General features: G+C 60.7%; 11 protein-coding genes and 1 pseudogene. 8 read left to right on the top strand and 4 right to left on the bottom strand.

Annotated features, from left to right (window positions below; genetic code table 11):
- The 3 genes and pseudogenes from BLP23_RS04530 (at position 1) to BLP23_RS04520 (ending at position 5,456) form a co-directional block, all read left to right on the top strand.
- Positions 1–1,098: an efflux RND transporter periplasmic adaptor subunit gene (locus tag BLP23_RS04530; RefSeq protein WP_092584270.1), complete on the top strand. Its 1,098-nt coding sequence runs from the start codon at positions 1–3 to the stop codon at positions 1,096–1,098.
- Positions 1,095–4,145: an efflux RND transporter permease subunit gene (locus BLP23_RS04525; RefSeq protein WP_092583701.1), complete on the top strand. Its 3,051-nt coding sequence runs from the start codon at positions 1,095–1,097 to the stop codon at positions 4,143–4,145. Before BLP23_RS04530 ends, BLP23_RS04525 begins: the two co-directional genes overlap by 4 nt.
- A 1-nt stretch (position 4,146) precedes the next feature.
- Positions 4,147–5,456 (top strand): annotated as a pseudogene (locus BLP23_RS04520) (alpha/beta hydrolase).
- Between the two features lie 17 nt (positions 5,457–5,473).
- On the opposite strand, the gene BLP23_RS04515 reads toward BLP23_RS04520, so the two are convergent.
- A complete protein-coding gene (locus BLP23_RS04515; protein ID WP_092583700.1) occupies positions 5,474–5,971 on the bottom strand; it encodes a CAP domain-containing protein in 498 nt (165 codons plus the stop codon).
- 2 nt (positions 5,972–5,973) lie between these two features.
- Positions 5,974–6,240 carry a DUF6460 domain-containing protein gene (locus BLP23_RS04510; protein ID WP_022718289.1) on the bottom strand — a complete coding sequence of 89 codons (267 nt, stop codon included), beginning with the start codon at positions 6,238–6,240 and terminating at the stop codon, positions 5,974–5,976.
- Positions 6,241–6,383: 143 nt separating this feature from the next.
- Here BLP23_RS04510 and BLP23_RS04505 point away from each other — a divergent pair, with 143 nt between their 5' ends.
- The 3 genes from BLP23_RS04505 to BLP23_RS34920 all read left to right on the top strand — a co-directional run bounded on the left by BLP23_RS04505 (position 6,384) and on the right by BLP23_RS34920 (position 8,393).
- Entirely contained in the window at positions 6,384–7,310 is a 927-nt protein-coding gene (locus BLP23_RS04505; protein ID WP_092584269.1) for a class I SAM-dependent DNA methyltransferase, read from the top strand.
- A 215-nt stretch (positions 7,311–7,525) separates the two neighbouring features.
- Entirely contained in the window at positions 7,526–8,161 is a 636-nt protein-coding gene (locus BLP23_RS04500) for a YitT family protein (RefSeq protein ID WP_092583699.1), read from the top strand.
- Positions 8,162–8,258: 97 nt separating this feature from the next.
- Positions 8,259–8,393 carry a hypothetical protein gene (locus tag BLP23_RS34920; protein WP_267890066.1) on the top strand — a complete coding sequence of 45 codons (135 nt, stop codon included), beginning with the start codon at positions 8,259–8,261 and terminating at the stop codon, positions 8,391–8,393.
- Between the two features lie 81 nt (positions 8,394–8,474).
- Here the strand turns inward: BLP23_RS34920 and BLP23_RS04495 are convergent, their stop codons facing one another.
- The gene (locus BLP23_RS04495) at positions 8,475–8,936 is read right to left on the bottom strand and encodes a carboxymuconolactone decarboxylase family protein (protein ID WP_092583698.1); all 462 of its coding nucleotides are present in this window, start codon (positions 8,934–8,936) and stop codon (positions 8,475–8,477) included.
- A gap of 24 nt (positions 8,937–8,960) precedes the next feature.
- Positions 8,961–9,461: an RrF2 family transcriptional regulator gene (locus BLP23_RS04490; RefSeq protein ID WP_092583697.1), complete on the bottom strand. Its 501-nt coding sequence runs from the start codon at positions 9,459–9,461 to the stop codon at positions 8,961–8,963.
- A gap of 127 nt (positions 9,462–9,588) precedes the next feature.
- On the opposite strand from BLP23_RS04490, the gene BLP23_RS04485 reads away from it, so the two are divergent.
- Together BLP23_RS04485 and BLP23_RS04480 are read left to right on the top strand one after the other, a co-directional pair.
- Positions 9,589–10,224 (top strand): YitT family protein, encoded by a 636-nt coding sequence (locus tag BLP23_RS04485; RefSeq protein ID WP_092583696.1) that lies wholly within the window; start codon positions 9,589–9,591, stop codon positions 10,222–10,224.
- Between the two features lie 47 nt (positions 10,225–10,271).
- Positions 10,272–12,782, top strand: coding sequence for a ligase-associated DNA damage response DEXH box helicase (locus BLP23_RS04480; RefSeq protein WP_092583695.1), 2,511 nt, complete (start codon positions 10,272–10,274; stop codon positions 12,780–12,782).
- Positions 12,783–12,793 lie beyond the last annotated feature (11 nt).

Below are 12,793 nucleotides of genomic sequence, written 5' to 3'. Positions count from 1 at the left end.
ATGACCCTTAATCGCATATGCGCCTCTCTCCCGCTTCTTGTGTCGGTCTCGCTGCTTGTAGGCTGTGATCAAAACTCCGTCGCAGGAGAGGAGCCAGCTCCCCGTCCGGTCAAAGTCGTCATAGCCGCGGCCGAACGAAACCAGGCGGCAAGCTTGCCCGGGGTCGTACGAGCCCGTATCGAAACCGATCTGGCGTTCCGGACGCTCGGAAAAATGGTGTCTCGCAAGGTCGACGTCGGCGACCTGGTCCACAAGGGCGATGTCCTCGCGCAGATCGATCCTCTCAGTCTGCAGCTCGCGGTCAAGAGCGCGGAAGCCGATCTGCGCAACGCCCAGGCGCAGTTGGAGAACGCCGCGACGACGGAAACGCGCAAGCGAAGGCTCATGCAGAGCAATGCGGCAAGCATTGCCGATCACGATCTTGCCGAACAGCAGCTCAAGTCGGCTGCAGCCAATGCTGCGAAAGCAACGGCCAGCCTTGCCAAGTCGCGTGAGCAGCTAGGCTACGCCGAGCTGAGGGCCGAGTTCGATGGCGTCGTCACGGCCACGTCCGCGGAAATGGGCCAGACCGTCTCGGCGGGCCAGCCGGTCTTGAAACTGGCACGCCTCGAGCAGCGCGACGTGGTCGTCGACGTTCCGGAAGCGCAGTTCAGTAACATTCGTCTGGACGACCGGTTCAACGTCGCCCTTCAGCTCGACAGCACGATTCAAACCATTGGCGTCGTCCGCGAGATCGCGCCTCAGGCCGATCCCAACACCCGCACCTATCGGCTGAAGATCGCCATCGATCATGCGCCGGAGATCTTCCGTCTTGGCGCAGTGGCCACCGCGACACCGTTTGCCGAAGAAAGGAAGCAGGCGATCGCTCTGCCGGTCTCCGCCATCCGCGCCGAAGGTGGCGCCAGCCACGTGTGGGTGGTGGATCGATCGACAGCAAAAGTCACGCCGAGATCGGTTCAGCTCGATGGCCGGCCGTCCAACGCCCGTTCCGTCCGGGTCCTGTCCGGTCTGCGGGAAGGAGAAGAAGTCGTCATCGCCGGAGTCAACGAGCTCGTCGATGGACAAAAAGTGAAACTGGGACAGGAGCTACGCCCGTGAATAAATTCAACCTTTCGGACTGGGCGCTCGAGCATCGTTCTCTCGTCTGGTATTTCATGATCATGTTCGCAGTGGCGGGCGCCTTTGCCTACCTGTCGCTCGGCCGCGAGGAGGATCCATCCTTCACGATCAAGACGATGGTGATCCAGGCCCAATGGCCCGGCGCTTCTGCCGAGGAAGTGACACAGCAGGTTACGGACCGCATCGAAAAGAAGCTCCAGGAACTCGACAAGCTGGAACATACCCGCAGTATCACGACCGCTGGTCAGACGATCGTCTTCGTCGACCTGTTGCCGGATACAAACGCGCGGGACGTAAAGCCCACCTGGTCGCGTGTCCGCAACTTGATCGACGATATCAAACACGAATTCCCCCAAGGCGTGGTCGGACCCTTCTTCGACGATCAGTTCGGCGACGTCTATGGCAATATCTTTGCCTTCACGGGCGACGGCCTTAGTCAGAGAGACCTGCGCGATTTCGCCGAAGGTGCCCGAACGCAGATTCTCAAGATCCAGGACGTCGGCAAGGTCGACATCGTCGGTGCGCAGGATGAGGTGATCTATCTCGAGTTCTCCACCCGCAAGATCGCCGCCCTCGGCATCGACCGCGCCGCCATCATTGCCACGCTACAGGCGCAAAACGCCGTCACCCAGTCCGGTTTTGTCGAAACCGGGCCGGAGCGGGTCGCTTTGCGGGTCGGCGGACGCTTCATCTCCGAAGAGACCTTGCGTGGGATCAATCTTCGGGTAAACGACCGCTTTTTCCCGCTGACCGACGTCGCAACGATCACCCGCGGCTACGTCGATCCGCCGACGTCGCTCTTCCGCTTCAACGGAAAGCCCGCGATCGGGCTTGCGATTGGTATGAAGACGGGCGGCAATCTGCTTGCCTTCGGCGAAACGCTCGAAAAGACGATGAGCAAGATCGTACAGGATCTTCCGGTCGGCGTCTCCGTTGAACAGGTCTCTGACCAGCCGAAAGTGGTTGACGAGGCAGTGGGTGGCTTCACGAAGGCCCTGTTCGAGGCGGTCGCGATCGTGCTCGCGATCAGTTTCATCAGCCTCGGGTTCCGGGCCGGCCTCGTCGTGGCAATCGCGATCCCGCTCGTTCTCGGCATCACCTTTATGGTGATGCTCTATACAGGCATATCCCTGCAGCGCATCTCGCTCGGAGCGCTGATCATTGCGCTCGGCCTCCTCGTCGACGACGCCATGATCGCCGTTGAGATGATGGTGGCACGGCTGGAAATGGGTGACAGTCTCAAGAAGGCCGCCACTTACGTCTACACGTCCACGGCCTTTCCGATGCTGACCGGCACGCTCGTGACTGTCGCGGGATTCATCCCCGTCGCATTCAACAAGAGCAGCGCGGGCGAGTTCACTTTCACCCTCTTCGTCGTTATCGCCGTATCGCTTGTCGTCTCCTGGATCGTTGCCGTCCTGTTCACGCCTCTCATCGGCGTGACCTTGCTGCCGAAGACGATGAAGAAGCATGCCGAGCACAAGGGCCGGGTTGCGAAAGCATTCTCGAGCATGCTGCAATTGTGCCTGCGCTGGCGCTGGATAACGATCTTCGCAACAGTCGTTTTCTTCGCAGGATCGATCGTGGGCCTGACGATGGTGCAACAGCAGTTCTTCCCGAGTTCGGATCGGCCGGAACTGATCGTTGACTGGAATCTGCCGCAGAACAGCTCAATTGCCGAAACGAGCCGTCAAATGGCTCAGTTCGAACACGAGATGCTGGCCGGCAACCCTACGGTCGAGCACTGGTCGACATATGTCGGGAGAGGCGCGCCGCGCTTCATCCTTTCCTTCGACGTGCAGCCGGCTGACGTTTCCTTCGGTCAGACGATCATCGTTGCCAAGGGACTCGACGCCCGCGACAAGCTGAAGCAAGAAGCGGAAGCTTACCTTCAGAAAACCTTTCCCGGAACGGATGCCTATGTGAAGCTGCTGGAAATCGGACCGCCGGTCGGCAAGCCGATTCAGTACCGTGTGTCCGGCGAAAATCTGCAGACGGTGCGCGACTTGGCACAGAAGCTTGGATCGATCGTCGGCACTGATCCTTCCCTAAGGAACCTGGCCTTCGACTGGAACGAGCCGGCCCGCGTCGTGAAGATAGACGTGCTACAGGACAAGGCCCGACAGCTCGGCGTCTCGTCCCAGGATATCGCAATGGCGCTCAACACCGTCGTACAGGGAAACGCGGTGACGCAGGTCCGGGACAACATCTATCTGGTCGATGTCATCGGCCGTGCCGCAGAAAAGGAGCGCGGCTCGATCGACACCCTGCTTGATCTGCAATTGCAGAGCAGCAGTGGTCAATCCGTCCCACTGTCATCGGTCGCAACCTTCCACTATGAGCTCGAACAGCCGACGATCTGGCGGCGCGACAGAGCTCCGACCATCACGATCAAGGCCGGGATCGGCGATGCAACCCAGCCAGCGACCGTCGTGAAGGCGCTCTCCGACAAGGTTGCGGCCTTCGAAAAGACGCTGCCGGTTGGGTATTCCGTTGCAGTCGGCGGCGCAGTCGAAGAAAGCGCCAAGTCCCAGGGTCCCATTGCAAACGCGGCACCGGCCATGTTCGTCATCATGGCGACGCTCCTGATGATCCAGCTCCAGAGTTTCCACAGGCTCTTCCTGGTCTTCTCGGTTGCCCCGCTGGCGCTGATCGGCGTCGTCGTTGCGCTGCTTGCAAGCCATGCGCCGCTCGGCTTCGTCGCACTCCTGGGCGTGCTCGCGCTCGTCGGCATCCTCATCCGCAACTCCGTGATCCTGATTGTGGAGATCGAGGAATTGCAAGCCGCGGGAATGTCGCCCTGGAAGGCGGTGGTGGAGGCGACCGAACACCGCATGCGGCCGATCATGCTCACCGCAGCAGCCGCTACCCTGGCGCTCATCCCGATCTCGCACGAGATATTCTGGGGACCCATGGCCTATGCGATGATGGGGGGTATCGTCGTGGGCACGGCACTGACGCTCCTCTTCTTGCCGGCGCTCTACGTTGCCTGGTTCCGGATACCCCGTGAAATCGAGCAGCCCTGAAATGACAACAGCGCACTCGCTCCCTGGGCGCAATGCCCAGGGTCTCACCCTGCTTGGGTTCGCTCAGACGATCGCTGCCATCCGTCGCGCGTGCATCGGGCGAACCGTACCCCTTCTTCTAACCCTATGTCTCGTTGCATCGGGTTGCGCCAACCGGGTGCAGGATGTTCTTCAGCCTCTCGCCGTAGCCCCGACGGACACGAACCGGGTCACCATGCTTGTCGCCACGACGCGCAAACCGTCGCAAGATCCTGGCAAGCTCTATTCCGGCGACCGCGGGACGGCGATTTCCCTCAACAGCGTCGATGTGTCCATACCTCCCGACCGCAACCGCAAGATCGGGGAGGTGCAGTGGCCTTCACGAATGCCACCCAAGCCGGAAAGGGAGTTTGCGGTCACGGAGGTCGCGAAAGTCCAGTCCGAAGGCCAGGCCCTGGACTGGTACCGCAAGAACCGAAACTCCAGGCGCCAGGTCATCATCTTCGTACATGGATTCAACAATACCTATGCCGACGCGGTCTCCGCTTCGCGCAGATTGTCCATGACTCCGGAACCGATGCCGCGCCGATCCTCTTCACCTGGCCGTCACGGGGGCGCGCGTTCGACTACCTCTATGACAAGGAGAGCGCCAACTACTCGCGTCGGGCTCTTGAGGATCTCATCCTTCAGACCGCAAGAAGTCCTGATGTTCAAGACGTGACGATTCTCGCTCATTCCATGGGAGGCTGGCTTGCGGCAGAGGCGCTGCGCGGCGTCGCCATGCGCGAGAAATCAATCCCGGCGAAGGTCAAGAATGTCATACTGGCCTCGCCGGACATCGATATCGACGTGTTTCGTCGTCAATTCGTTGAAATGGGGCCAAAACGGCCGCATTTTGCAATCCTGACGTCGACACGCGACAAGGCCCTGGAGGTCTCCAGTTGGCTGTCGGGCGGGGTCGACCGCGTCGGTGGATCCGATCTCAGGCCCTATGCACCGTTGCTCGAAGAACTCGGCGTTTCCGTCATCGACACGACCGCCATCGCAACGAGCGATCCGCTCGGCCACAATGCCTTTGCCGACACTCCCGAGATCGTGCGCCTGCTCGGGCGGCGGCTGGCGGGACAGAGCCTGGATGGGGGAAAGGCGAGCGTGACGAACCAGATCGGAATGACTGCGGCCAATTTCGCCGGTTCGGCAGCGCGCGTAGCCGTTGCGGCTCCAGTCGCGGTCATCAATCCGGAGGCGCGCGAGGTCTTGAAGCGCGAGGTCTTGAAGCGGGAGGTTTCCTCGGGCGGAGAACAGATTGTGGACGGGCAGATTTCCTACTGAACCGTCGAGCCGCCTCCTCAGCTAGAAAGAACCATGGCCCAATAAGGTATGTTGCGGGAAGACGTATTGTGCGCAACGGCCACGCCGAGCCCGTTATAGCGTCCCAGCATGTTTTCGAGGTGGTGCTGCGAGTTGATCCAGGCCGTCACCACGGCCTCGACGCTCTGTTGGCCGGCGGCGATGTTTTCGGCCGCTGGAAGCTGCACGCCGCTTTTCGTCACGCGTGCGCCGAAACTGTCGGTCATGCCGATCAGGTGCTTCATCTTGCCGGCGCTTGCCATTCGCTTTGCCTGGTAGATTGCCGCAGCGCTTGCCGCCGGATCGACGCGAAGCGCCGTCAGGCCGTTTTTGGCACGAAGCTGGTTGACAAGCGGCAGCGCCGCCGCCGTCTCGTCCTCCCCGTCCGAAGGCGTGGAGGACATTCTGGGTGCGGTCGTGCAGCTTGCGACACCCGTCAGGAGGACAAGGCCCGAAATGCGCAGCAGATTGCGCCTGGAAAGATCGATGGATGTCATGTTTACCGGCGGAAGTTGAAAAGTCGGATGATAATGAAGATCGGAATGACGACCGTTGCGCCAAGCAGCAGATAATCGCCGATGCGGCCGAGAGCCGAAAAACCCCGGTACCAGATCTCGCGGATAAAATCGCGGATGCTATAGACGAGGTCCAGCGGCGCCCATCCGAAAACGGTCATCACGAAACCGACAATCAGTGAAACGACCAAGAGCTTCACCAATGTGCGGCCGAGCGAGTCGCCCAGAAATTTGTTTACCTGATCGGACATGCGCCATCTCCTGTTTGCCCTGAAATACGGTTGCGGCGCGTCGCCCGCAAGCCTTTTCCGGAACTGGCCGTTCCGCCTCTGAAATAGGACTTGAGTTTTTTTGTGGCCGCCGCCAAATGCGCAGGCATTCAACGGGCCACATCATGCAGCAAAGCCAGCTTTCCTCCGGCGACGTCATCGCCGACCGCCGCGCCGACTATGCGAAAATGCTTAACGAGGGCGGCGAGCCGGATGCGGCCGCTGAACTGATGGAGCAGGCGCTGGAACTGACGCCCTTCTGGGCTGCCGGCTGGTATCGCCTTGCGAGCTACCGGGAGACGGCCGGCAAAGTGGAATCCGCGATCGAAGCCTATCGCAAGACGCTGGCGCTCGATCCCGAGGATATTTTCGGCGCAAGCCTAAAGCTCGCCGTGCTCGGTGATTCCGAAACGCCGGACCGGCCCCCGAGCCGCTATGTCGAGCGGCTGTTTGATGATTATGCCGCCCGTTTCGAAACCTCGCTCGTCGAAAAGCTGGACTACAGCGTTCCGCAGAAACTCGCAGCACTTGTCGCCGCCACCGGCCGCAAATATTCGGTGGCCGTTGATCTCGGCTGCGGCACCGGCCTGCTCGGTGCGGAAATTTGCGCCCGTGCCGGGCGGCTTGAAGGCTACGACCTCTCGCAGAACATGCTCGCCAAGGCCGAGGAGAAAGCAACCTACGATCACTTGGCCCAAGCCGACCTTTCTCTTGCGCCAGAAGGCTCAGGCATCTTTGCGGATGGCGCAGAATATCGCGCTGATCTGATCGCGGCTGCCGATGTGCTCATGTATCTCGGCAATCTCGAAAGCGCCTTCGCAATCGTCGATCGCCTCGCCGCATCCGGTGCGGATTTCGCCTTCTCGGTCGAAGACGCGGGCGAGGGAGACGGTTTTCATCTCGCGCCGTCGCTGCGCTACGCTCACACGGAAGCCTATGTTCGCAGCCTTTGTCGCCGTTACGGTTTCGAAATCATCGAAACCGTCAGAACCACGATTCGAAAGGATGGCGGCAAACCGGTCGCCGGCATTCTATTCCTTGCACGGCGATAGCCTTTCGCGCATAAATATTGCGATTTGAAAATAGGTCAGCATTGCTTACATATTTCGCTTGCTCGCAAGTGCGAAAAGCTCGATAATTCCCTTCATTAGCTGACCGGCGCCGCGGAAGAACAAGCAGGAACGCCTCAGCCTGATCACCATCCACAATCCGTCGCGCGGGGACTTCTCCGGCGATTTGACCTCTTCTGCTGTTGGAGATTGCCGCCATGGCTCAACGCATCGGTGCCCTTGGTTTCTGGAACACCAGCGCAACGCGCCATACGCCGCTCGAAGATGTGCAGGGCATATTCTCCGGCAGCCTCGTGTCTGCGCTCGGCCTTTACGTGCTCGCCAGTGCCGGGCTTCTCACCGGCAGTACGGCCGGCATAGCCTTCCTGCTGCACTATACTTTCGGCGTGAATTTCGGCCTTGCCTTCTTCCTGCTCAACCTGCCGTTTTTTTATCTCTCCTGGAAGCGTCTCGGTATCGCCTTCACGATAAAGACCTTTGTCGCCATCGGTCTCACATCGGTGCTTGCCGATGTTCAGTCGCGTTTTTTTGAGATTTCCAGCATCCATCCAGCCTGGGCAGCGCTACTGGGCGGCCTGCTGCTCGGCTTCGGCCTCCTTGCGCTTTACCGCCACCGCGCCAGTCTCGGCGGCGTCGGCATTCTCGGCATCTACATGCAGGAGCGTTTCGGCATCCGTGCCGGTCTCGTGCAGCTTTCCGTCGACATGTGTGTTCTTGCCGCCGCTTTTTTCGTCACCACGCCGCCGGTGGTCGTCTATTCCGTTCTCGGCGCTGTCGTCCTCAATCTTTTCCTGACCATCAACCACCGCGCGGATCGTTACATCGCGCTGTAGGCCCCGAAGCGGCAGTTCAATCATAAACAAATCGTAACTTGCCTCCTCTCAGGCTGAGAGCGACACTCGCCCCGCGCCGGATAGATGAGGTGAAGACATGTCAGAGTTGGAAAAACTTATCAGACGCCGCATGAACGAGGAGTACGCCAAGGGCTCCTCGGCGGAAAAGATCGCCCAAGTCATCCGTGAGATTATCAATAACTTCGATGGATCAGGTGCGCGTAGCAGCTGATCGACATTTTTGCCGACCCGATTTTCATCGGGTCGGTCGCTTCAAGCAGTGCCTCAAGCTTTTTGCTGTGGGCAAAATTCCTCACGCAGCCTTCGCCGGCTGATCGATCGGATGCTGGCTGCGGAAGCCGACGGCCAGCCGGTTCCAGACGTTGATCGTGCCGATCGCCACCGTGATCTTGGTGATTTCCTCCTCGCTGAAATGCGCCTTGAGGGCTTCGAAGTCCGCATCCGGTGCGCCGGTCTCCGCGATCTTCGTGACGGCATCGACCCAGCCGAGCAGGACGCGTTCCTTCGCGTCGTAGACCGGCGATTCCTTCCAGGCGCAGATCAGGTTGATCCACTGTTCGCCAAGGCCATCATGGCGGGCTTCCTTGACATGCATGTCGACGCAGTAGGCGCAGCCGTTGATCTGCGAGGCGCGCAGCTTGATGAGGTGGATGAAGCGGCGCTCGAGGCCGGAGCTCTGGACATATTGCTCCAGGGCGGCAACCGCCTTGTAGGCTTCCGGCGAGGCCTTTGCGAAGTTGAAACGTGCCTGCATTAATTTTCTCCTTTGGGTTATGGCTCAGTAAGCCTTTTTGCGTTCGTGGGTCTCAAGGAATGCGCAGCCGCGTGCGGCGATCCCGCCATCATCTGCGGCGGAGAGCTCGGTCAGGATGTCGGCGACACTGATCTTGGCGAGTTCGGTGCGGTAGGCGCGCTCGGCTTTCTGCATCGCAGCGCTGATCTGGCAGGGCTTGGCGAAATAGCGCTGCGGCAGCGGGTTTGGCCCGCGCTTTCGGATTTCAGCACAGCGGAAAGCCGGTGCCGGCCCTTCAACGGCAAGCACGATATCGAGCAGGGAAATGTCCTCTGGCACTTTCGCAAGCTTATATCCGCCCTTCGGCCCCGGCACCGTGTCGAGAATGCCCGCGCCGGATAGCGCCTGCAGGTGCTTCAGCAGGTAACTCGTCGAAACGCCATGAAACTCTGCGATCGCAGCCGCCGACAGCACGCCGCCTTCCGAAAGCCCGGAGAGCATCGCGACGCTGTGGATCGCCTGTTCGACGCCGTCACCCATTTTCATGCGGGGTCCTCTTCAATTCGTGGATAAAAAATATCCACGATTAGTAGATGTGTCAACAGCCGATCGAAATCCTGCTTGCCAAGCCCGAATGGCCGGATAGAACAACCGAAATACCAAGGGGAAACCAATGGCAGAAAAAGCCGCTCTCGCCGGACTCGTGAACTCGTCGTCGGACAGGCACTCGCTTTTCGATGACGCACAGGGACTTGTGGCGGGCAGCATGCTCGCTGTGCTCGGCGTCTCGCTTCTCTCCAGCGCTGGCCTTCTGGCAGGCGGCACGGCGGGCATGGCATTCCTGTTGCACTACGCGACGGGCTGGAGCTTCGGCCTCTGCTTCTTTGCGGTGAACCTGCCGTTCTATTATCTCGCCTTCCGCCGTCTCGGCCCCGCCTTCACAGTCAAGACTTTTGTGGCGATTGCACTGACCTCCGTGCTTTCGGAAATCGCGCCACGTTTCATCGGGCTCTCGCACGTCGATCCCGTCGCCGGTGCTCTCTTCGGCGGCCTTGTCATCGGCGCGGGCATGCTGGCGCTTTTCCGCCATCGCGCAAGCCTCGGTGGCATCGGCATCCTGGCGCTTTACATCCAGGACCGCTTCGGCTGGCGCGCGGGCTTGGTACAGCTCGGTTTCGATGGCCTTGTCCTGGCGCTCTCCTTCTTCGTCGCCAGCCCCTTCATCATCGCCTGCTCGGTGCTCGGCGCCGTGGTGCTCAACCTCACGCTCGCCATCAACCATCGCAAGGACCGCTATATCGCCATGTGAAGCGCGGCCGCTCTTCTATTTCACGTCGGTTTCATTACCTTTGTCCCGTGGACCAGATCGATACCGAAGCCCGCGCCGCCTTGCCCGCCCCCTTTATCCGCTGGTTCGCGGAAAAGGCTTGGCGGCCGCGCGCTCATCAGCTGGAATTGCTGGCCCGCGCCGAAGCAGGCGAGAGCACGCTGCTGATCGCGCCGACCGGTGCCGGCAAGACGCTTGCCGGTTTCTTGCCGGCGCTGACCGATCTCACCCGCCGCGGCAAGCGCCGGCCGGGTGCCGGCTTTAAAGGCATCCACACGCTCTATGTTTCGCCACTGAAGGCACTTGCCGTCGATATCGAGCGCAACCTCATGAAGCCGGTAGGGGAGATGGGCCTGCCCGTCACCGTGGAGAACCGCACCGGAGATACGCCGAACGCCAAGCGACAGCGCCAGAAGCTCAATCCGCCCGATATCCTGCTGACGACACCGGAGCAGGTCGCGCTTTTGCTTGCCAACAAGGAAGCCGAACGCTTCTTCAAGGACTTGAAATATGTCGTTTTCGACGAGCTCCATTCGCTGGTCACGTCAAAGCGTGGCCACATGCTCTCCCTTGGTCTTGCCCGGCTACGCCGCCTCGCGCCGGGCCTCAGCACCATCGGCCTCTCCGCCACGGTTGCCGAACCGATCGACCTTCAAAAATGGCTGGTTGCGCAGGAGGAGGGCAGGGAACGACACGCCGGTCTCGTGACCGTCGAAGGTGGCGCCCAACCGGATATCTCGATCCTTTCGACGGATGAGCACATCCCCTGGGCCGGCCATTCCGCCAGATACGCGATCCCCGATATCTACAGGCAGCTGACCGAGCACCAAACGACGCTGCTTTTCGTCAACACGCGATCGCAGGCCGAAATGCTTTTCCAGGAACTCTGGACGGTCAACGAGGAAAACCTGCCGATCGCGTTGCATCACGGCTCGCTCGATGTCGCCCAGCGCCGCAAGGTGGAGGCCGCGATGGCGGCCAACAGGCTGCGTGCTGTCGTCGCCACCTCGACGCTCGATCTCGGGATCGACTGGGGCGATGTCGATCTCGTCATCCATGTCGGTGCGCCGAAGGGTGCCTCGCGCCTTGCCCAGCGCATCGGCCGTGCCAATCACCGCATGGACGAGCCCTCCAAGGCGATTCTCGTTCCCGCCAACCGTTTCGAGGTCATGGAATGCCAGGCAGCCCTCGACGCCAATTATATCGGCGCACAGGACACCCCGCCCGTCGGCCGCGGCGCGCTCGATGCGCTTGCCCAGCACGTGCTCGGCATGGCCTGCGCCGAACCATTCGATATGCTGGAACTCTACGATGAGGTGAGGAGCGCTTCGCCCTATGCCGATCTCTCTTGGGAAACCTTCGAGCAGATCGTCGATTTCGTCGCGACCGGCGGCTATGCGCTGCGCACCTACGAACGATATGCGCGCATCCGCAAAACGAAGGAGGGCCTCTGGCGTGTTTCCAATGCGCAGGTTGCCCAGCAGTACCGCTTGAATCTTGGCACCATCGTCGAAAGCCCGATGCTGAACATCCGGATGGTGAAGCGCGGCGAGACAGGCAAGATTGGCCGCGGCGGCGGCACCCTCGGCAAGGTGGAGGAATATTTCCTCGAACAGCTTTCTGCGGGCGACACCTTCATCTTCTCCGGCAAGGTGCTCCGCTTCGAAGGCATCCGCGAAAACGAGGCGCTTGTCTCGCAAGCCTTCTCCTTTGATCCGAAAATCCCGTCCTATGCCGGCGGCAAGTTTCCGCTTTCGACCTATCTTGCCGATCAGGTGCGATCGATGCTCGCCGATCCCGACCGTTGGCACCATCTTCCGGATCAGGTCCGCGACTGGCTGTCGCTGCAGAAGGACAAGTCGATGCTCCCGGAGCGCGACGAACTGCTGATCGAGACTTTTCCGCGCGGCAGCCGCGCCTACATGGTGGCCTATCCATTCGAGGGCCGCCTCGCGCATCAGACGCTCGGCATGCTGCTCACCCGGCGCCTGGAGCGGGCCGGCGCCAAGCCGCTCGGTTTCGTCGCAACGGACTATTCGCTCGGCATCTGGGGGCTGGAAGACATGGGCCTGATGATCCGCAACGACCGTCTCAGCCTTTCCGATCTCTTCGATGAGGATATGCTCGGTGACGATCTTGAAGCCTGGCTCGACGAATCTTTCCTCTTGAAGCGCACCTTCCGCAATTGTGCCGTGATTGCAGGCTTGATCGAGCGCCGTCACCCTGGCAAGGAAAAGACCGGACGGCAGGTTACGGTGTCGGCCGATCTGATCTACGACGTGCTGCGCAGCCACGAGCCGGACCATATCCTGCTACAGGCGACGCGCCAGGATGCTGCGAGCGGCCTTTTGGATATTTCCCGGCTTGGCGATATGCTGAGACGAATCAAGGGCCACATTACGCATCGCGCGCTGGATCATATTTCCCCGCTCGCAGTGCCGGTGATGCTGGAGATCGGCAAGGAGCCTGTTCACGGCGAGGCCCACGATGCCGTGCTCGCCGAAGCGGCCGGGGATCTGATCGCCGAAGCTATGGCTTGATAATGCAGGGT

The sequence above is a fragment of the Rhizobium mongolense subsp. loessense genome, from assembly GCF_900099775.1.
GTDB classification, from domain to species: Bacteria; Pseudomonadota; Alphaproteobacteria; order Rhizobiales; family Rhizobiaceae; genus Rhizobium; species Rhizobium loessense.
This window is presented reverse-complemented; position numbering and strand designations above follow the sequence as displayed.